The organism is Agrobacterium sp. V1 (assembly GCF_030518355.1).
Lineage (GTDB): Bacteria > Pseudomonadota > Alphaproteobacteria > Rhizobiales > Rhizobiaceae > Agrobacterium > Agrobacterium cucumeris.
Genome location: NZ_JAULSF010000001.1, coordinates 1 through 19118, shown reverse-complemented (window position 1 = coordinate 19118; position 19118 = coordinate 1). Strand labels below are relative to the sequence as shown.

Annotated in this window: 20 protein-coding genes; 9 read left to right on the top strand and 11 right to left on the bottom strand. The window is 58.7% G+C overall.

Going from position 1 to position 19118, the window contains the following annotated elements; genetic code table 11:
* Positions 1–33: 33 nt before the first annotated feature.
* From QSV77_RS00100 to sppA, 8 genes are all read right to left on the bottom strand, one after another.
* On the bottom strand, positions 34–915 hold the full coding sequence (locus tag QSV77_RS00100) for a GNAT family N-acetyltransferase (protein WP_302731988.1): 882 nt from the start codon (positions 913–915) through the stop codon (positions 34–36).
* A 97-nt stretch (positions 916–1012) separates the two neighbouring features.
* Positions 1013–3256: a hybrid sensor histidine kinase/response regulator gene (locus tag QSV77_RS00095; protein WP_302731986.1), complete on the bottom strand. Its 2244-nt coding sequence runs from the start codon at positions 3254–3256 to the stop codon at positions 1013–1015.
* Between the two features lie 55 nt (positions 3257–3311).
* The gene (gene lspA / locus QSV77_RS00090; RefSeq protein WP_142840916.1) at positions 3312–3800 is read right to left on the bottom strand and encodes a signal peptidase II; all 489 of its coding nucleotides are present in this window, start codon (positions 3798–3800) and stop codon (positions 3312–3314) included.
* Entirely contained in the window at positions 3800–4660 is an 861-nt protein-coding gene (locus tag QSV77_RS00085; protein WP_046799328.1) for an RNA methyltransferase, read from the bottom strand. Before QSV77_RS00085 ends, lspA begins: the two co-directional genes overlap by 1 nt.
* Positions 4657–5790, bottom strand: a complete 1134-nt coding sequence (locus QSV77_RS00080; protein ID WP_302731983.1) for a class I SAM-dependent methyltransferase — start codon at positions 5788–5790, stop codon at positions 4657–4659. The genes QSV77_RS00085 and QSV77_RS00080 overlap by 4 nt, the downstream gene beginning before the upstream one ends.
* A gap of 92 nt (positions 5791–5882) precedes the next feature.
* Positions 5883–6224: a LapA family protein gene (locus tag QSV77_RS00075; RefSeq protein ID WP_142840913.1), complete on the bottom strand. Its 342-nt coding sequence runs from the start codon at positions 6222–6224 to the stop codon at positions 5883–5885.
* Between the two features lie 65 nt (positions 6225–6289).
* Positions 6290–6619 (bottom strand): integration host factor subunit beta, encoded by a 330-nt coding sequence (locus tag QSV77_RS00070; protein ID WP_225245141.1) that lies wholly within the window; start codon positions 6617–6619, stop codon positions 6290–6292.
* Between the two features lie 2 nt (positions 6620–6621).
* Positions 6622–7575: a signal peptide peptidase SppA gene (sppA, locus tag QSV77_RS00065; protein WP_269700168.1), complete on the bottom strand. Its 954-nt coding sequence runs from the start codon at positions 7573–7575 to the stop codon at positions 6622–6624.
* A gap of 247 nt (positions 7576–7822) precedes the next feature.
* Here sppA and lptC point away from each other — a divergent pair, with 247 nt between their 5' ends.
* From lptC to ptsN, 6 genes are all read left to right on the top strand, one after another.
* On the top strand, positions 7823–8488 hold the full coding sequence (lptC, locus tag QSV77_RS00060) for an LPS export ABC transporter periplasmic protein LptC (RefSeq protein ID WP_046799323.1): 666 nt from the start codon (positions 7823–7825) through the stop codon (positions 8486–8488).
* A gap of 16 nt (positions 8489–8504) precedes the next feature.
* The gene (locus QSV77_RS00055) at positions 8505–9065 is read left to right on the top strand and encodes an LptA/OstA family protein (protein ID WP_170979842.1); all 561 of its coding nucleotides are present in this window, start codon (positions 8505–8507) and stop codon (positions 9063–9065) included.
* Positions 9066–9098: 33 nt separating this feature from the next.
* Complete coding sequence (gene lptB / locus QSV77_RS00050; protein ID WP_161991301.1) at positions 9099–9884, top strand: LPS export ABC transporter ATP-binding protein; 786 nt, start codon at positions 9099–9101, stop codon at positions 9882–9884.
* A gap of 153 nt (positions 9885–10037) precedes the next feature.
* On the top strand, positions 10038–11588 hold the full coding sequence (rpoN, locus tag QSV77_RS00045; protein WP_302731977.1) for an RNA polymerase factor sigma-54: 1551 nt from the start codon (positions 10038–10040) through the stop codon (positions 11586–11588).
* A 234-nt stretch (positions 11589–11822) separates the two neighbouring features.
* Positions 11823–12395, top strand: coding sequence for a ribosome-associated translation inhibitor RaiA (gene raiA / locus QSV77_RS00040; RefSeq protein WP_046799319.1), 573 nt, complete (start codon positions 11823–11825; stop codon positions 12393–12395).
* 82 nt (positions 12396–12477) lie between these two features.
* Positions 12478–12939 (top strand): PTS IIA-like nitrogen regulatory protein PtsN, encoded by a 462-nt coding sequence (gene ptsN, locus QSV77_RS00035; RefSeq protein ID WP_046799318.1) that lies wholly within the window; start codon positions 12478–12480, stop codon positions 12937–12939.
* A gap of 80 nt (positions 12940–13019) precedes the next feature.
* Here the strand turns inward: ptsN and grpE are convergent, their stop codons facing one another.
* The gene (gene grpE / locus QSV77_RS00030) at positions 13020–13655 is read right to left on the bottom strand and encodes a nucleotide exchange factor GrpE (protein WP_046799317.1); all 636 of its coding nucleotides are present in this window, start codon (positions 13653–13655) and stop codon (positions 13020–13022) included.
* Between the two features lie 113 nt (positions 13656–13768).
* Positions 13769–14860 (bottom strand): heat-inducible transcriptional repressor HrcA, encoded by a 1092-nt coding sequence (gene hrcA / locus QSV77_RS00025; protein WP_302731968.1) that lies wholly within the window; start codon positions 14858–14860, stop codon positions 13769–13771.
* 136 nt (positions 14861–14996) lie between these two features.
* Between hrcA and rph the strand changes: the two genes are divergently transcribed.
* Genes rph through hemW form a run of 3 tightly spaced genes read left to right on the top strand, consistent with a single transcriptional unit; the run spans position 14997 to position 17580 of the window.
* A complete protein-coding gene (gene rph, locus QSV77_RS00020) occupies positions 14997–15713 on the top strand; it encodes a ribonuclease PH (protein WP_142840908.1) in 717 nt (238 codons plus the stop codon).
* 17 nt (positions 15714–15730) lie between these two features.
* On the top strand, positions 15731–16375 hold the full coding sequence (gene rdgB / locus QSV77_RS00015; protein ID WP_302731961.1) for an RdgB/HAM1 family non-canonical purine NTP pyrophosphatase: 645 nt from the start codon (positions 15731–15733) through the stop codon (positions 16373–16375).
* A gap of 5 nt (positions 16376–16380) precedes the next feature.
* Positions 16381–17580: a radical SAM family heme chaperone HemW gene (hemW, locus tag QSV77_RS00010; RefSeq protein WP_046799451.1), complete on the top strand. Its 1200-nt coding sequence runs from the start codon at positions 16381–16383 to the stop codon at positions 17578–17580.
* A 74-nt stretch (positions 17581–17654) separates the two neighbouring features.
* Here the strand turns inward: hemW and dnaA are convergent.
* A partial coding sequence (dnaA, locus tag QSV77_RS00005; RefSeq protein ID WP_302731959.1) for a chromosomal replication initiator protein DnaA occupies positions 17655–19118 on the bottom strand: 1464 nt, incomplete at its 5' end.

The following is a 19118-nucleotide window of genomic DNA, read 5'->3' as shown; positions in this document are numbered from 1 at the left end:
CGCTGCCCACAGGAACATCCGGCAAAAAGCCGATCAGCCGTTAATGCGCTCGGCCTCGCCACCGTAATAGCTGATATAGCGGCCGGCGATGGATGTGACCGGCAGAACCACGAGAACATCCGTGGTGTTGAAGGCATGGTCCACCACCGCGCCGGAACCGAACATGGCGCCAAGACGCATATAGCCCTTGATCAGCGGCGGCATGGCGTTCAGCGCCTTGCGGGTGTTCAACGCCTCCGCCGGCATCAGGTCCATCTCGTGGTAAAGCTCGGGAAGCGCCGAAGCCTCCCACTCGCCCTTCGCAACGCAATTGTGGTGAAGGAAGGAGAGCGCCAGCGCATGGGTTTCCGGCTGCACGCCGGGGAAGGAGGCGCAGCCGATCATGGCGTCCATGCGATGTTTCACCGCATAGGCCCAGTTGCCCTGCCACAGAAGCTCGACCGTGCGCTTGGTGCGATATTCCGGCAGCACGCAGGAGCGGCCAAGCTCCATGAAGCGCTTGCCCGGATGGCGCGCAACCAGCCCGGCAATGTCGAATTCGCTGGCGGAATAAAAACCATTATTGGCGAGCGCCGTTTCCTGACGCAGCAGACGATAGGTGCCGACGATCTGATCCTCGCTGTCACCTTCGATTGCCTTGTCCAGTACGAGCAGGTGGTCGCAGACACTGTCCCAGGCGTCGATGTCACGCTTGCGCCGCATCGCCTCAGCGGGAAGGCGCGCATTCATTTCCTCAACGAAAACCTTGTAACGCACGGATTGCGCGGCATCGATCTCGCGCTCATTCCTCGCGAGCCGGGTTTCCAGCGTGCCGATACGACCGAAAAGACCCTCATTATCCTGAGTGGACTCAGGGCGCGGGGGAATGACAACATTGTTTTCACAAATGTCGTGATTGAAGATTTCGGCAACCATGGGGAATCGCTCCGCCACCAAAGAATTTTCCTGTCATAAATCACTAATTGACGACAGAATAGTGACAAAATGACGCCAGCGCGAGTCTGTCAAGCTATTATGGCGAAAGGCGTTTCGCCTCCAGCATACGACGAATTTCCTCAACCAGCTGTCTCGGGTCGGTTGGCTTGGTCAAAACCTTGGCTGCACCGGCTTTCAGCAGGATTTCAGCCGTGTCGGCGCTGGCATCACCACTGAGCACGATGACGGGAATATTTCTCTCACCCCTCAACATGCCAAGAAGTTCCGGCAGCACCTCAAGCCCCTCGCCACCCGGCATATTGAGATCCGAGATGACGAGATGCGGCAAACGGGCAGCACCCAGCTCCAACGACTGCCGCAGGGCCTGAAAATCATCGACGGCACGAACGATATAGCCGCTCTTCTCCAGGACCGCCCGGATGATGCGCGCATTGACGGCATCATCCTCGGCAACGAGAATTTCGACGCCACTTGCCCCTTCCTTCAACCGTGATGAAAAGCCCACATCGGGGTGGTTGTCGTTCAGCGCGTCGCGGCGTTCTATGCCGCGCAGGCGGCCACAGAGGACGTCGATCAGCGATTTTTCGCGCAGTGGTCGGATCAGCCAGGCGTCGAAGGAGACATGCATCGTCGAAGGCCGTTCCTCCGGGCTCACCAGCAGGGTGCGGCGAACATTCTGCTGCGGCCAATCCTTCAGGGCATCCCTGAACAACAGTGAAACGCGCCGGTCGACGATGATATCGGTGAGATCGGCGCTAAGGTCAGCTGCCCCATCCTGCAGCTTTTGCAGATCTTCCGGCTGATGAATGAGAACACATTTGCCGCCAAACGCCTCTATCGCCTCCATCGTCACCGCCCCAGCCACGCCCCTGGGCGCAATCAGCAGGACATTGGTGTGTTGCAGACAGCGACGCCGGCCAGGATCCGGAACTGCAACGGGGGCGCCGCCCGGGCGGAACGAAAGCGTGAAGATACTGCCCTTCCCCCTGTGGCTCGAAACCGTAAGGCTGCCGCCGAATTCCCGCACGATGCGGGCGGAAATCGCAAGACCGAGGCCCGTGCCGGCACTTCGCTGCGACATCGGCCCTGCCTGCTCGAATTCACCGAAGATACGGGCCTGTTCGCTCTCGCTCATGCCCGGACCGGTATCCTCAACGGTCACCTGCAATTCGCCATCGACCATGCGCGCCCGGATGACAACCCCGCCTTCGCGGGTGAATTTGACGGCGTTTCCGAGAAGATTGAACAGAACCTGCCGCAGTCTTGCCGGATCGAAATCGAGATAATCGGGCACGTCAGGGCTGACGAAGGAGGTGATTTCGATCCCTTTTTCGTGGGCGCGGTGCGCCAGCATCTCGACAATGCTCTCGATCAACCGCCGCAGGTTTTCCGCGCGCGGATTGAGCTTGAAGCGGCCCGCTTCCATGGTCGAATAATCCAGCAGATCCTCAACGAGCTGCACCAGCGACTGGCCGGACTGCTTCATGCCATCAAGATAATTACGCTGCTCTTCGTTGATCTTCGTTTGTGACAGCAGATGGTTCATGCCGAGCATGCCGGAAAGCGGCAGGCGGATTTCATGGCTTACCGTGGCAAGCAGCCTTGCCTTTTCGGCATCGGCCTTTTCGGCGCGCAAACGGGCGTCTTCCCTTTCGGCAAGCGCAAGCCGCTCTTCCGTCACATCTCTGGCGATGCTGCTGATGAGAAGACGGCTGCTGGCCAGATCGCGGGTTACCACATCGTGCCAGGAGAAGATGCGCTGTCCGAAAGGGGTGGCAATTTCCACGTCATAGGCGTGAACCTTGTCGCCTGGACGGAAGGCAATGCCGATTTCCTCGCAACTCAACCCTTCGGGGGCCGAGCATCCCGTCATTTCACGAAAGATCCGGTTCGCTTCAACGATACGCCTATCCAGATTGCGGATGACGACGATATCACCCATGGCTTCCTGCATCTCGGCGATCAGCGAGCGGTTCTGCGTCTGCCGCAGCCGAACATCCAAATCCTCGGTCAGCGCGTCTGTATTTCGGACCGTTTTGCCAAACAGCGCATAGAGAAGGACGCCGACGAGCACGGCGCCAAAAAAGGAGGCCAGGGCAACGGTGATCACATAGGGCACTGCTAGCGCAATCAGCGCAGCGGCAAATGCGCCGACCGCCAACGAAATGGCAACGTAAAGGGAAATCGGCCCTGAGCCGATCTCGTGTTCCGTGCCGGCATGCCGCCTTGTTGCGTCGACACGATCCTCCGGCTGCGCCGCTACGGGCGCCAGCCCAAGCCCGTCTGAAACTTTTTCTCGAAGTTTTGCCAGTTCGCTCATATGCAACCGCTACCATGGCAGCGGTTTTGATATGTTTGGTGCAAACCCTAAAATTTTACTTTTTAGCCGCCCGGGCGTGCAGAAATTCGTCAAGAATGACGCAGGCTGCACCGATGGTTATGAAACTGTCGGCGAGATTGAACACAGCGAAGGACCATGTCTGCGTGTGAAACAGAATGTAGTCGATGACGTGTCCATAAAAGAACCGGTCGAGAAGATTGCCGGCAGCACCCGCGATGATGAAGGCAAAGCCGAGATGGGCAAAGGTGCGGTCTGCCGCCGTCTTGCGCCACAGCCAGAGCACGAAGACAACGATAACGAGCCGCATGCTGACGATGAACCAGCCCTGCATGTCCGATAGCATCGAAAAGGCGACGCCGAGATTATAGGTGCGGTAAAGCGCCAGAAACGGAATGACTGGTACCATCTCCTGCAATGGCAGATAGGCTTCGACCAGTTGCTTGACGATCTGGTCCAGCACCAGTGCGGCGATGATCAGCGCAAAGGCCGGGCCGAATTTCGAAAACAAAGCCGCTTTGGCCATTACTTCACCGGTGCCAGTTCGAGGAGATGGCGCCGTGCTTCGAAAAGCATCACGGCGGTTGCGATGGCGAGATTGAGGCTGTCGGCACGGCCCTGCTGGGGGATGCGCGCCAGCTGATCCGCCTTGCCGGCCAGTTCCGGCGGCAGACCGGATTGCTCGTTACCCATCAAAAGCACGACCGGCTTACCGGCATAGTCGATCTTCCGATAATCCACGGAACCCGAGAGATGGGTGGCGACGACACTGACCTGCGCCGATTTTTTCCAGGAGAGGAATTCTTCCACCGAGGCGCGGGCCACCGGCATGGCGAAGACCGAACCCATGGTGGCACGAACGGTTTCCAGCGAGAAGGGATCGGTGCAATCACCAACCAGAATGACGCCGGAAGCGCCGGCCGCATCGGCGGTGCGGATGATGGTGCCGAGATTACCGGGATCGCGGACACGGTCGAGCGCGATATAGGTCTCGCCCTTTTCCGGGCGAATATCCCTGAGAGAGGCCCATTTCTGTTCGAAAATGCCGACGACCATCTGCGGATTGTCGCGGCGGGTGATCGAGGCGATGACTTTTTCGCTGACTTCGAGCACCAGCCCGCCTGACGCTACCGTCTTGACTGCCGCCTGCTCTACCAGCGGCTTGCCCTTGGCGGCCTTTGCGTAAACCAGCGTCTTGATCGTCCAGCCGAGTTCGAGGGCATCGATGACCAGCTTCAAGCCTTCCGCCATGAAGGTGCCGGTCTCTTCCCTGCCCTTTTTCTGGGTGAGCGCCTTGATATCCTTGATGATGGGATTGGCGAGGCTGGTCACTTCCTTGACCTGGCCAACCCGGCGCGTGGTGTTTTCGCGCATATCTTTCATCATTTCGGCTCCCAACGGCTGAACAGCGATGTGGAAAGCACCCGGCCCGGCGTCTTGCCGTCGAGCCCGGCCTCACGAATGACGAGCTCGCCTGACGCGACGACGCCGCCGGCGCCACGCATGATTTCGCGCATCAACTCGTGCATCGAATAAAAACTGGCCCTGATGGAATAGGCCGTCAGCACCAGGCCGAGCGCCTTGGGTGAGAGGATTTCCCGGCAGATATCCAGCATCAACGGCAGATGGTCGAACAATTGCCAGACCTCGCCATGGGTGCCGCGGCCGAATTTCGGCGGGTCGGTGAGGATGATGTCATAGGTGCTGCCACGACGCTCCTCACGCTGGATGAATTTCATCGCATCTTCGCAGATCCAGCGGATGGGCGCCTGTTCAAGCCCGGCAAGCGCCTGATTTTCCTTGGCCCAGCCAATCGCCTTCTTGGAAGCATCGACATGGGTGACTTCAGCACCCGCGGCGGCCGCAACCAGCGAGGCGACACCGGTGTAACCGAAGAGGTTCAGCACTTTCAGCGGCCGGTCGGCCGTCTCGACGGCATGTTTCAGCCATTCCCAATGGACGATCTGTTCCGGGAAGACGCCGACGTGCCGGAAGGCCGTGAAGCGGCCCAGAAATTCAACGCCGAGCAGGGACAAGGGCCAGGTTTCACCGAGCGCCGTCTTCGGAAAGCGCCAGCGGCCCATGCCGTCCTCATCCGTATCGCCGGTAAAAATGGCATCGGCATTCTGCCACACCCGGTCGGGGACCGACGGTTGCCACAGCGCCTGCGCCTCGGGACGGACGATGCGGTAGTCGCCATATTGTTCGAGCTTCAGGCCATTGCCGCTGTCGATCAGGTGAAAATCGCCGGCACCGCTCGATTCCAGAATGACCGGAACCTGTTCTGCGGGACGTTCTCCGGTGCGTTGCTTGAGGGGCCGCGCAGGCGCCTGCTCAATCGCCGGTGCGGCAGCAACTTTCTCCTTCGGTGCAGGTTTCGGCACGCTTCGAACCGCGTCGGGTTCGCGCTTTTTCGGCGCTGCGTCGGCGTGTCGCGCCGGCTTTGCGGCATGAACCTGTTTTTTCTCGCTCCCGGCACGTGCGCGATTGCCCGGCCGGCTGTCTTTTTTCTTCAATGGAAATCTTTCCGCTTCTGCCCGCGTCTTATGGCGCAGCAAATAGCATTCCGCACGCCGCTCGACTAGAGCCGGAACGACTGTCGGCTATATCACTTTGCCGGGAGTTGGCCCGCATTCGGAAGCTGAGCGGCCGAAGTCGCCTTCTGGCGGTTCGCCTCATCGTGCCAGCGAACCGCTTCCCTGGCTTCGATACGGGCGCGTTTGCGATGTTTGCCCTGCGCGAACCATGTGGCTGCCGATCCCAGCAACACGCCAAAAATGACGGCCAGAAACAGGAACACGAAAAATGGCGCGGTGAAGGACAGAACGCCGTCATCGGGACGGAAGGGATTGAGTGCAAGCGTCACGGCCTGACGGTTGGCCACGCACAGGATGACGAGGATGATCGCCAACGGAAGCAGGATGATGAGGTTGATGATTTTTTTCGACATCCGACATTACTCCATCGCTGCGGGGTTCCGCCGGCTTCGTTTCCGGCGTCCTGCGTCAGGGACGATCAATCGTCCTCTTCTTCGTCACCCATTCCAGGGTTCAGGCGCTCACGCAGCTCCTTGCCCGTCTTGAAGAAAGGCACCCATTTTTCCTCGACGAAAACCGATTCGCCCGTGCGCGGGTTCCGCCCCGAACGTGAAGGTCGGTTTTTCACCGAAAATGCGCCGAAACCACGAAGCTCGACACGATTTCCACCCGCCAGGGCATCGGTGATTTCATCCAGCACCGCATTGACGATGTTTTCCACGTCACGGTGATAAAGGTGCGGGTTACGCGCAGCAACGATCTGCACCAGTTCAGATTTGATCACGGTTGCCCCCTGAAAGAATTGGATTTTTAACGTGGCCCAACCTGCCAAACGGAAACAAGACCGTCAAGAAACAACTTGTCCGCACCGAGCTGGCCGGGTCCCGCAAAGGGAATTAAATCGTCATATCCCAGAAACTTCGCTATTTGCGCAACACTGAAAAACGAAAAAGGCGAACGAGACGACGGTGCGCGCCATTCGACGATCGGTAAATCCTTGGCAACGCCGTGCGTTTCGAGATAACCGCGGATTTCCTTTTCGCCACCGAGCGTATCGACCAGTTTGTTGGCAAGCGCCTGCCTGCCGGTGAAAATCGAGCCATCCGCCAGTTTCAGCACATCTTCACGCGGCAGCTTGCGACGATCGGCCACAAGGTCAACGAACCAGCCATAGCTGTCCATCACCATGGCGCGTATCATCGTCTTTGCCTCTTCAGGTGCCTCGTGGAACGGCGAAGGTTCCGCCTTCAACGGGGAGGACTTGATTTCCTGCAGCGAGACGCCGAGCTTGTCCATCAGCTGGCCCACCTGCGGATATTGAAAGATCACGCCGATCGAACCGGTGATCGAGGTTTCCCCCGCGACGATGACGTCGCCGGCCGAAGCGATCATGTAACCGGCGGAGGCGGCCAGCGTTCGGACGTCGGAAACGACCGGCTTCTTGTCCGCAACGCCGCGAATGGCCTTGAAGATACGCTCACCGCCATAGGTGGTGCCGCCCGGCGAGGAGATCGACACGATCAGCCCTTTGACATTGTCGCTCTTGGCGATCTTGTCGAGCCGCTCCAGGAGTTCCGTATTGTCCTGGATCAGACCGGAAATCTCAACGCGGGCGATATGGGGCCTGGCACTTTGCTGCGGCTCGGTCCAGAAAAACCGGTAAAGGCCGAAAATACCGACGACAAACAGCAAAACAGCGGCAATCCGCCAGAAAGTCAGCTTGCGGCGCAATTGCCTACGATCTGCTATCGCCATATTATCCATCGAGAACCTCTGCCATCCGGCCTTTGACGCCACGTGTGCTTCACGGCCATATGGTTCTTCTAGCGCGAAGCCGCAAGGAAACAATAAGGAAACCAGAATTACGATAAAATTCGCATTTCCCTTGCACCTTTCCAGACAAAAACCATATTGGCAGGACAAAGCACTCGTGCCAAACACATTCAGATAAACATACAAGCTTCAATTGTGCGCCAAAAATGGCACCCAGGAAGTTTCCGGACCCACTCTTATGCTTGAACGACTTCGCGAACCCGCGCCAGCATTTCCGCTGCCGAATGACCAGAACGGCGCTTACGAGCGCGCTCTGCGGCATTCCGCGCGCGTGAAGCGGTTGAAAATCATCCTGCCGCTCAGTGCCGCGGTGATTTCGCTCGCCTTCATCGCCGTTTCGCTCATCCGCACCTGGGCGCCAGACGAGGTTTCGCTGGAAAGCGCCAGGATCGAAGACGGCAAGATCGTGATGGAAAAACCTGCCGTTGCCGGCCGCAACGAGAAGGGGATCGATTATTCCATGAACGCCGACCGTGCGTTGCAGGATATCGCCAATCCCAACCTGATGACGCTGGAAAAAGTTCTGGCCGCAGTGCCTGTCAATGACAGCGTCGCACAGGTAATCGCCAAGGAAGGCATTTTCGACCGGGCCACCAATACGCTGAAGATGACGGCACCTTTTGACATCAATCTCAGCAATGGCATACAAGCGAAGTTCCAGTCTGCGGATGTTGATTTGAAGGCCGGAAAAATGAGCAGCAAAGAGCCCGTTTCGATCAAAACAAACGACGGTGCCATTGTTGCGCAATCGATTGATATCGCCGATAATGGCAAGACAATTACATTTTCGGGGCAGGTACGGGCACGTATCGCTGCATCCAATATCAAAAATGAAGCCAAGTGAGAGCCCGGTCCAGATGATGCAAGTTTCCCGTCCCGTTTCCCTTGGCAGATCCGCAGGCGTTGCAGCCGCAGGTCTTGTTTTCTCCTGTCTCGCAACCGTGGCCTTCGCCCAGAGCACCACCAGCAACATGCAGGGTGTGAAGCTCTCCAGCGATCAGCCGATCGCGATTGAAAGCGACCAGCTCGAAATCCGGGATCAGGAGCGCAAGGCCTACTTCACCGGAAACGTGAAAGTTGTGCAGGGCACGACCACCCTTCAGGCCGGCAAGATGACAGTCAACTACAAGGGCGAGGGCTCCTCGCTCACCAGTGGTGACGCCAATATCGAAAAAATCTTCGTCGATAATAATGTCTATCTGACGTCCGAGACCCAGAAGGCCACGGCTGATCATGGCGAATTCGACATGGCGGCGCAGACCTTCATCCTGACGGGCAAGCAGGTCGTTCTGTCCGAGGGCACGAATGTCTTCACCGGCTGCAAGCTCACTGTCCTCATGAACTCGGGACAGGCGAAGCTCGAAAGCTGCGGCGGCCCCGTTCGGATCATGCTCGATCCGAAATCGCAGAAAAAACAGTAGTCTCACCTCGTGAAGATACCTTCGATCTCAAAAATGTTTGGCGGTGGGCGCAACCCATCCGTGGAAGCGACCTCACAGGCCGACAAAGCCCGTTATGAAGGCACGCTGATCGCGCATGGGCTGACAAAGACCTATAACACGCGCCGGGTGGTCAACGGCGTGTCGCTCGTCGTGCGTCGCGGTGAGGCCGTGGGGCTTTTAGGTCCGAACGGCGCCGGCAAGACGACCTGTTTTTACATGATCACCGGCCTCGTACCCGTCGATAGCGGCAAGATCGCCATCAATGGCAATGATGTGACCGGCATGCCGATGTACAGGCGTGCGCGTCTCGGCGTCGGGTATCTGCCGCAGGAAGCCTCGATTTTTCGCGGGCTGACGGTCGAGGAAAACATCCGCGCCGTGCTTGAAGTCCACGAACCGGACAGTGCCAAGCGAAGCCGCAAGCTCGATGAGCTGCTGGAAGAATTCCACATTGCCCAGCTGCGCAAGTCGCCGGCAGTCGCACTATCGGGCGGTGAACGCCGTCGCCTTGAGATCGCCCGCGCTCTGGCGACCGATCCGACTTTCATGCTGCTGGACGAGCCTTTTGCCGGTGTCGATCCGATTTCGGTCAGCGACATTCAGAATCTCGTCAGACACCTCACCGCACGCGGGATTGGTGTTCTCATCACCGACCACAATGTCCGCGAAACGCTCGGCCTCATCGACCGCGCCTATATCATCCATGCCGGTGAGGTTCTGACCCACGGCCGCGCGGACGATATCGTCAACAATCCGGACGTGCGCCGGCTCTATCTCGGCAATAATTTCAGCCTTTAAGCTTGCGGGCGCGAAAGATTCTTCATCGCGCCCTGCGCCGACGCTTGACCAAACAAGATAAAAAAGCAATTTTTGGGCCAAGTTTCTTTGCCTTCTCAAAATTTATGAAAACTGTGGCAATGGAGAAGCTGTAAGGGGAGTTTCGCGTCCGCCATGGCATTGTCTGCCAGCCTTTTGCTGCGTCAAAACCAGTCTCTCGTCATGACACCGCAGCTGATGCAGTCCATCCAGCTGCTTCAGATGACGCATTTCGAGCTGACGCAGTTCATCGCGCAGGAAGTGGAGCGTAATCCGCTGCTCGAAATTGCAGCAAACGACGGCGATTTGGGCGGCGACTTACCTGATAATGCGGATAATTTCAGCGATTCCGACGGCGAAGCCTCGGATAAAAACCCCACGGTAACGGCCGACAGCGAAGACTGGTACGGCGACCGCGCCGCAAATCTCGGTGAACAGCTCGATACCAGCTTCGAAAATGTCTTCCAGGACGATGCCGAGCCCAGAAAGGCCGATGCGCCCGAACTGGCAAGCCAGTGGAAATCCATGCCCGGGCAGGAATCCGGCGAAAGCTATGATCTCGACGATTTCGTCGCCGCGAAACAAAGCCTTGGTGACCATCTCAATCAGCAAATGCCGCTGGCCATATCCTCCCCCGAGGACCGCATGATCGCCGATGCGCTGATCGGCCAGCTCGATGAGACCGGATACATCGCAGCGGATGCCGTCGATGATGTCGCTGAAAGGCTGGGAACGGCGCCATCGGCGGTGGAGCATGTTTTAAAGACGCTTCAGGGTTTCGATCCTCCGGGCGTGTTTTCCCGTTCATTGAGCGAATGCCTGGCAATCCAGCTCGCCCAGAGGGATCGGCTCGATCCGGCGATGCGGGCCCTGATCGATAATCTCGAGCTTTTGGCCAAACGCGACTTTGCTACCTTGAAAAAACTCTGCGGGGTCGATGAAGAGGACCTTCTCGACATGCTGGCGGAGATCCGGACGCTCAATCCGCGTCCCGGCGCGGGTTATGATTCGACCGTGTCGGAGACAATCGTCCCTGATATCATCGTTCGACCCTCTTCATCCGGCGGCTGGCTTGTGGAGATAAATCCCGACACCCTGCCGCGTGTGCTCATCAACCAGAGCTATTTCGCCGAGGTCTCGAAACATAAGACGCGTGCAGGTGAGGACCAGGATTTCCTTTCCGAGTGCATGCAAACGGCTCACTGGCTGACCCGCAGCCTCGACCAGCGTGCCCGGACGATCATGAAGGTAGCGACCGAGATCGTGCGCCAGCAGGACGCCTTTCTCGTCAACGGCGTTGATCACCTGCGCCCGCTGAACCTCAAGACGGTGGCCGACGCCATCAAGATGCACGAATCCACCGTCAGTCGGGTGACATCGAAGAAGTACATGCTGACGCCACGCGGGCTGTTCGAGCTCAAATATTTCTTCAGCGTCTCGATCAGCGCGGTTGAAGGCGGCGACAGCCATTCGGCGGAAGCGGTGCGTCATCGCATCAAGGCCATGATCGCACAGGAGGCCGCCGAGGCGGTACTTTCCGATGATGACATCGTCGACAATCTGAAAAAGAGCGGCGTTGATCTCGCCCGCCGCACTGTCGCCAAATATCGTGAGGCGATGAACATCCCCTCCTCCGTTCAGAGACGCCGCGAAAAGAAGGCGATCGCGAAGTTGTCAGTCTTCTGAGCGGCGCGCCTGATCACGTTTGGAGCGCTTTTTTGCCGCACCATTGACTCTTATCACGCCAGGGGCTAGAAGCCCGCCGCACACGTAAGCAAGGTCATTTGTAACGGATTCATCTCCACCGTCCATGGGCGTAAAATTCGAATGGAGGCTTTTTAAGGTCTTCGAAACGCTTGGATGCGCGCTCGGCTTGACGTAAGCTGGTACTCGCAAATCACTACAAAAAGGAAAATTTCCATGAGTGTGCGTGTATCTGGTAAACATATGGAGATCGGCGAATCTTTCCGTCAGCGGATTGAGGACAATATAGGTCTGGCAGTTACCAAATACTTCGATGGGGGGTATTCAGGCCAGGTAACCGTGGAGAAGTCCGGATCGCGTTTTGCAGCCGACTGCAAGCTGCATCTCGATACGGGCGTTGTATTGCATGCGGCGGGTCAGGCAAATGATCCGCAGGCAAGTTTCGATGCCGCCGCAGAGCGGATCGAGAAGCGCCTGCGTCGCTACAAGCGCAAGCTGAAGGACCATCACAATGGTTCGAATGGCGTGTCGCAGGAAATCGCCTATACGGTGATGGATGCTGTTCCCGATGAGGACCATGAGGTTCCCGAGGACTACGCACCCACCATCGTCGCGGAGAGTTCGAAACAGATAAAGACAATGTCCGTTGCCAGCGCCGTGATGGCGCTCGACATGACGGACGAACCGGTTCTGCTGTTCCGCAGCCCGGGCAAGGAATATCTCAACATCGTCTACCGACGTCATGACGGCAATATTGGCTGGATCGACGCGGAAACGATCAAGAGCTGAACAGTCTGACAAGACGTGGGAGGCAGAACGCGAAAGCGTCTCTGCCTCCTGCATCGTCTCGATGGCATGAAGGAAAAAGAGAATGGCGTTGGCAGATTTGCTGCAACAAGATGCGATTATTCCCGCCCTCAAGGTGAATTCCAAAAAGCAATTGCTTCAGGAGCTGGCCGCAAAGGCAGCCAGAATTACCGGAGTCTCGGAACGGGAAGTTTTCGACGTCATCCTCCAGCGTGAAAAGCTCGGCTCCACCGGCGTCGGCCATGGCATCGCCATTCCACACGGCAAGCTCGCCAGCATTCATCAGATCACGGGTGTCTTCGCACGCCTTGAAACGCCGGTCGATTTCGAAGCGCTGGACGACCAGCCGGTCGATCTGGTTTTCCTTTTGCTTGCGCCTGAAGGCGCTGGTGCGGATCACCTGAAGGCACTGTCTCGAATTGCGCGCGCCCTGCGCGACCCTGAACTGGTGGCCAAGCTGCGTGCCACCGATTCCGACACGGCAATCTATGCTTTCCTCAATCAGGAACAGGCGACGGCGGCCTGATCCGTCACCACTGATCTCAGCTTTTCATGACAAAAAAAACGCGCCTCAAGGGCGCGTTTTTTATTACGGGAAGGAATGCCTCAGGCATCCTTTTCATTGAGAGAGGCCGTGCCGGGCTCTGCCGATGCGGCGGTTTCCGCCTTCGGGCCACCCTTGGCAACACCCACCATGGCCGGGCGCAGGACGCGGTCGCCGATGGTGAAACCGGCCTGGATAACCTGGAGCACGGTGTTGTTCGGAACTGCCGGGTTGGGAATTTCGAACATGGCCTGGTGAAAGTTCGGATCGAACTTCTGGCCCTCTGCATCAATCTTTTTGACCCCATGGCGCTCGAGCGTCGACAGCATCGAGCGCTCGGTCATCTCGACGCCTTCGATCAGGCCATTGAGACCGGCTTCGCCATTGGTCTTGAGCTCATCCGGGATAGCCTCGAGCGCGCGGCGAAGATTGTCGGAAACCGCGAGCATGTCGCGTGCAAAACCGGCCAGCGAGTAGGCCTTGGCGTCCTTGACGTCGCGCTCGGTGCGGCGGCGAAGATTGTCCATTTCGGCGGCGAGACGCAGGAACTTGTCGCGCAGATCGGCATTTTCAGCCTTCAGCAGTTCGACCGGATCGGGTTCGGCAGCATCAGTCGGCTCTTCCCCGGCAAGTGCGGGATCGAGAAACTCTTCGGCGATGTCCGCGTCAGGTCCGGGCTTTTTCGTATCGTCGGTCATGACGTTCTCCAAATTTGAATATTGTTGGTTGCGCCCGATATCGAGCTTTGGCGGGCAAAAATCAAGGCTTGCGGCGAAAAGCTTGCCGCATTCTCTGGCCTTGCGGGCTTGCCCTATCTTTGCTTCCGGGAAAGGCGGGCCATGATCTGGGCGGTATAATCGACCATGGGAACGATACGGGCGTAATTCAGCCGCGTCGGCCCGATGACACCGACAGCACCCACGACCCGGTTGTCCTCATCGCGGTAGGGCGCAACAATGAGCGATGAACCGGACAGCGAAAAGAGCTTGTTTTCCGAGCCGATGAAAATCCTCACACCCGAGCCGCTTTCCGCAAGGTTGAGGATCTCGATCAGATTTTCCTTGCGCTCCAGATCGTCGAACAGCAGGCGCACACGATCGATGTCTTCTTCGCCGGCCAGTCCTTCCAGCAGGTTGGAACGTCCGCGAACGATGAGGCGGCCGAGCTTGCCCTCCTCATTGTCACCCGCCCAGACGGCAAGGCCACGCTCGATGAGATCCTGCGCCAGTGTGCCGAGTTCCGATTGCAGCTCCGCACGCTGCGTCTGGAACTGGCCGCGCAGTTCCTGCAGCGTCTGGCCGGAGAGATGGGCGTTGATGAAATTGGCCGCCTCGGTCAATTGCGACGAGGAAATGCCGGTCGGCAATTCGATGATGCGGTTTTCGACCTGATTGTGGTCGCCCACCAGCACCGCAAGCGCCTTGGTGGGTTCCAGCCGGATGAATTCGACATGTTTGAGGATGACATCGTTCTTGGCCGTCAGCACGAGGCCGGCACCGCGCGACATGCCCGACAGCATGCGGCTCGCTTCCGTCAGCAACCCTTCCAGCGATTGTTCGTGGCCGGCGACCGGGCCGATCTGCCGGTCGATATTCGCCCGCTCGTCGGCAGGCAGATCGCCCACCTGCATGAAGGCGTCAACAAAGAAACGCAGCCCCGTCTGGGTGGGCAGCCGTCCGGCGCTGATATGCGGCGAATAGATGAGGCCAAGTTCTTCGAGATCGCTCATGACGTTGCGCACGGAGGCCGGCGAAAGCGACATTGGCAGCAGCCGCGACAGGCTGCGCGAGCCCAGGGGTTCACCAGTGTCGAGATAGCCTTCGACGATGCGGCGGAAAATTTCCCGCGACCGTTCATCCAGCAGAGATGCCTGATCTTTTGAAAGCGGTGCTGAAAAACCCATCTCGTCCGTTCTTTGTCGCCCAAATCTACTCTGCGCCAATATAATGCGTCGCGCCGCTGCGGCAAAATGGAAATTGGCTTTGCAAAAGCCCGGAGCGCGCCTTAGAAGGCAGGAACCAACATGGAGAGTGGATCATATGCGGCCTTCAGGCAGAAAAACCGATCAGATGCGCAAGGTTTCCTTCGAGCGCAATTTCTCGAAACATGCCGAAGGCTCCTGTCTGGTCAAATTCGGCGACACGCATGTGCTCGTCACCGCTAGCCTTGAAGAAAAGACGCCGCCATGGCTGCGCAACAGCGGCAAGGGTTGGGTGACCGCCGAATACGGCATGCTGCCGCGCTCTACCAATGAGCGCATGAAGCGCGAAGCCGCCGCCGGCAAGCAGGGTGGGCGCACGCAGGAAATCCAGCGCCTCATCGGCCGCTCGCTGCGCGCTGTCGTTGATCTGCAGGCGCTCGGCGAACGCCAGATCAGCATTGACTGTGACGTCATCCAGGCGGATGGCGGCACACGCACCGCCTCCATCACCGGCGCATGGATTGCCCTGCATGATTGCCTGAAGTGGATGGAAACCCGCAACATGATCAAGGTCGAGAAGGTCCTGAAAGACCATATCGCCGCGATCTCCTGCGGCATCTTCGCCAAGCAGCCGGTGATCGATCTCGATTATCTGGAAGACTCGTCCGCCGAGACCGACGCGAATTTCGTCATCACCGGCTCCGGCGGCATCGTCGAGGTGCAGGGAACGGCGGAAGGAGCACCCTTCTCCGAAGAAGAATTCCTGACGCTGCTTGGCCTTGCCAAGGCAGGCTGCAGCGAACTGGTCGCCCTTCAGAAGCAGGCGATTGCCTGAGCCGACAGGAAAGCATGATGCGCAAGCTCGATACCAGAACGATCGTCGTCGCCAGCCACAACAAGGGCAAGATCGCCGAAATCGCCGATCTGATCGGACCTTTCGGCTTCTCTGCCAAGTCGGCTGCCGAGCTGAATTTCGCAGAGCCGGATGAGACAGGTACCACCTTCGAGGAAAATGCCGCCATCAAGGCGCTTGCCTCCGCCAAGGCATCCGGCCTGCCAGCTTTGTCCGACGATTCCGGTCTGGTTATCGACGCGCTTGACGGTGCGCCGGGCGTTTATACCGCCAACTGGGCGGAGACGGCCGACGGCACACGCGATTTCGCCATGGCGATGCAAAAGGTTGAAGATGCGCTTGCGGAACGCGGCGCATCGAAGCCGGAAGATCGCAAGGGCCGCTTCGTCAGCGTGCTGTGCCTTGCCTGGCCGGACGGACATCTCGAATATTTCCGCGGCGAGGTTGAAGGCACTGTGGTGTGGCCGCCGCGCGGAACGAGCGGTTTCGGTTACGATCCGATCTTCAAACCCGAGGGTTACGACACTACATTTGGTGAGATGACGGCGGATGAAAAACATGGCTGGAAACATGGTGACGCCTTTGCGCTGTCGCACCGCGCCCGCGCCTTTAAAGAATTCGTAGAAACCTGCCTGGAGGCATGAACCCGATGGTCGGGGAGCATCATTTTTCTGCCCCCGGCGCATCGCTTCTGCCGGATACGGGCGATCCCGGTTTCGGGATCTATCTGCATTGGCCCTTTTGTGCGGCCAAATGTCCCTATTGTGATTTCAACAGCCACGTCCGCCACCGGCCGGTGGATCAGGAGCGGTTTACCGCGGCCTTCCTGCGTGAAATGGAACATATGCGGGCGCTGAGCGGCCCGCGGGTCGTTACCAGCATCTTCATGGGCGGCGGCACGCCATCGCTGATGGACCCGCAGACGGTTGCCGCCATTCTGGATGGCGTTGCACGGTTCTGGCATGTGCCCGATGGTATCGAGATCACCATGGAAGCCAACCCTTCCAGCGTCGAGGCGGAACGGTTTCGCGGTTATCGCGCAGCGGGCGTCAATCGCGTCTCGCTTGGCGTGCAGGCACTGAACGACCGGGACCTGAAGTTTCTTGGCCGCCTGCATGATGTCGCCGATGCCTTGAAAGCCATCCGGCTGGCGCGGGAAATCTTTCCGCGCATGTCCTTCGATCTGATCTATGCACGCCCGAAGCAGACGGTGGCCGAATGGGATGCCGAACTGAAGGAGGCGGTTTCCTATGCCGTCGACCATCTGTCGCTCTACCAGCTCACCATCGAAGAGGGCACGCCTTTTTACGGTCTGCACAAGGCCGGCAAACTCATCGTGCCGGATGGCGAGCATTCGGCTGTGCTTTATGAGGCGACGCAGGAAATCACCGAGCGCTACGGCATGCCGGCCTACGAGGTTTCCAATCACGCCCGCCCCGGCGCGGAAAGCCGCCATAACCTCACCTACTGGCGTTATGGCGATTATGCCGGTATCGGCCCCGGCGCGCACGGACGCCTGACGAGGGGCGCCTCCAAGCTCGCCACCGCCACCGAGCGACACCCGGAAACCTGGCTCGAGACCGTCGAGCGGGAAGGCCATGGCATGGTCGATCAGGAAATGCTGGGCGTCGACGAACAGGCCGATGAATTGCTGCTGATGGGGCTTCGCCTGCGCGAAGGTATCGATCTGGCCCGCTGGAGCGATCTTTCCGGCCGCGACCTCGATCCGGAGAAGGAGGAATTCCTTCTGCAGCACGGTTTCGTGGAAAGGCTCGGCAATTCCCGCCTGCGCTGCACGCCTTCTGGCATGCTTATTCTGGATGCCGTGGTCGCGGATCTCGCGTGCTGACCGGCAGTACTGCCTGCCCTCAGCCAATCGAAAATTGAGAAACCAATAAAAAAGCGGCCCGGAGGCCGCTTTTTTCATGCGTTGTTTTCGTTGATCAGGCGTTTCAGCAGCTCAACCTCATGGCCGAGCTTGGTGTCGCCGGAAATCAGTTCCTCGATCTTGCGCACCGCGTGAAGAACCGTGGTGTGGTCGCGACCGCCAAAACGGCGACCGATCTCGGGGAAGGAGCGCGGCGTCAGCATCTTGGCCAGATACATGGCGATCTGGCGCGGCTTGACGATGACGCGGGTGCGGCGGTTGGAAACCAGCTCCTGTCGCGACACATTATAGTGTCTGGCGACGATGCGCTGAATATCCTCGATGCGCACGCGCTTGGTTTCACCGCTTCCGACGAGGTGCGACAGCAGCTCATCGACACGGTCAACCGAGAGGTTCGGCTCAAAAGAGCGCCGGAACATCAGCTGGTTGAAAGCACCTTCAAGCTCGCGTCCGCTCGCCGTCACGCTTTTGGCCACGTGGGTCAGGATTTCGTCCGAAATCTCGAAAGACGGATCGTCCTGACGCGCCGAACCCATACGACGGTTGAGCATTTCATACCGCATGTCGTAATCGGGACCTTCGATCTCGATCGCCATGCCGCCCTGAAGACGGGACCGCACACGCGGATCGAGCGATTCCAGCTCCCACGGTGCACGATCAGCCGCAACCACGACCTGCTTGGCGCTGTCGAGCAGCATGTTCAGCAGGTGGCAGAATTCGTGCTGGATCATCTTGCCCTGCAGGAACTGCATGTCGTCGATGACGAGCAGGTCGATATTGCGCAACGTATCCTTCAGCGTCAGCGCATCATTGTCGCGGATCGCCGTTGCAAAACGCCACATGAAATATTCAGCCGTCAGATAGACCACGCGCGGATTGCGCGGGCTGTCGATGGCGGCATTGGCAATGGCCTGCAGAAGATGCGTCTTGCCGAGACCAACACCCGCATGGATGAACAGCGGGTTGAAGCGCACGGCGCCGGCACCGGCTTCGGCGATCGTCTTTGCCGCCGCAAGTGCGACACGGTTGGACGAGCCTTCGACAAACGTATCGAAGGTGAAACGCGTATCAAGCGGCGAACCGAACAACGGCCCGGAGCCGCCCTGACGCAGGGTTGCCTGCGCTGCCGCAGGCTGTGCGGCGGGCGCCGTCGCGGGCTGCGACGGAATGAAAGACTTGTTGCGCGGAGCCGCACCGACCTCAGGTGCGGGCTGCACCCGTTCGTCAGCCTGCGCCGGGCGAACCGGACGGCTGGCCGAGCGGACAAGAATCTCCACCTTCAACACATCCGGATCCTCGCTCTGAACGAGGTTGGTGATCAGATCCATGTAACGGTTGTTGATCCAGGACTTCAGAAAGGTCGTCGGAACGGTAAAGCGGACGACGCTTTTCGAAACGGTATGGAGTTTGAGCCGTGCAAACCAGCTTGCATAGACTTCCGGACCAACCTGTGCCTTGAGCCGCGCGCTAAAACGCTCAAACAGCGCATCGTGCTTCAT

What these genes read in the sequence shown, in the direction of transcription:
- QSV77_RS00100 (WP_302731988.1), bottom strand. Translation starts at nt 915, where the DNA reads ATGGTTGCCGAAATCTTCAATCACGACATTTGTGAAAACAATGTTGTC.
- QSV77_RS00095 (WP_302731986.1), bottom strand. Translation starts at nt 3,256, where the DNA reads ATGAGCGAACTGGCAAAACTTCGAGAAAAAGTTTCAGACGGGCTTGGG.
- lspA (WP_142840916.1), bottom strand. Translation starts at nt 3,800, where the DNA reads ATGGCCAAAGCGGCTTTGTTTTCGAAATTCGGCCCGGCCTTTGCGCTG.
- QSV77_RS00085 (WP_046799328.1), bottom strand. Translation starts at nt 4,660, where the DNA reads ATGATGAAAGATATGCGCGAAAACACCACGCGCCGGGTTGGCCAGGTC.
- QSV77_RS00075 (WP_142840913.1), bottom strand. Translation starts at nt 6,224, where the DNA reads ATGTCGAAAAAAATCATCAACCTCATCATCCTGCTTCCGTTGGCGATC.
- sppA (WP_269700168.1), bottom strand. Translation starts at nt 7,575, where the DNA reads ATGGATAATATGGCGATAGCAGATCGTAGGCAATTGCGCCGCAAGCTG.
- lptC (WP_046799323.1), top strand. Translation starts at nt 7,823, where the DNA reads ATGCTTGAACGACTTCGCGAACCCGCGCCAGCATTTCCGCTGCCGAAT.
- QSV77_RS00055 (WP_170979842.1), top strand. Translation starts at nt 8,505, where the DNA reads ATGCAAGTTTCCCGTCCCGTTTCCCTTGGCAGATCCGCAGGCGTTGCA.
- lptB (WP_161991301.1), top strand. Translation starts at nt 9,099, where the DNA reads ATGTTTGGCGGTGGGCGCAACCCATCCGTGGAAGCGACCTCACAGGCC.
- rpoN (WP_302731977.1), top strand. Translation starts at nt 10,038, where the DNA reads ATGGCATTGTCTGCCAGCCTTTTGCTGCGTCAAAACCAGTCTCTCGTC.
- raiA (WP_046799319.1), top strand. Translation starts at nt 11,823, where the DNA reads ATGAGTGTGCGTGTATCTGGTAAACATATGGAGATCGGCGAATCTTTC.
- ptsN (WP_046799318.1), top strand. Translation starts at nt 12,478, where the DNA reads ATGGCGTTGGCAGATTTGCTGCAACAAGATGCGATTATTCCCGCCCTC.
- grpE (WP_046799317.1), bottom strand. Translation starts at nt 13,655, where the DNA reads ATGACCGACGATACGAAAAAGCCCGGACCTGACGCGGACATCGCCGAA.
- hrcA (WP_302731968.1), bottom strand. Translation starts at nt 14,860, where the DNA reads ATGGGTTTTTCAGCACCGCTTTCAAAAGATCAGGCATCTCTGCTGGAT.
- rph (WP_142840908.1), top strand. Translation starts at nt 14,997, where the DNA reads ATGCGGCCTTCAGGCAGAAAAACCGATCAGATGCGCAAGGTTTCCTTC.
- rdgB (WP_302731961.1), top strand. Translation starts at nt 15,731, where the DNA reads ATGCGCAAGCTCGATACCAGAACGATCGTCGTCGCCAGCCACAACAAG.
- hemW (WP_046799451.1), top strand. Translation starts at nt 16,381, where the DNA reads ATGGTCGGGGAGCATCATTTTTCTGCCCCCGGCGCATCGCTTCTGCCG.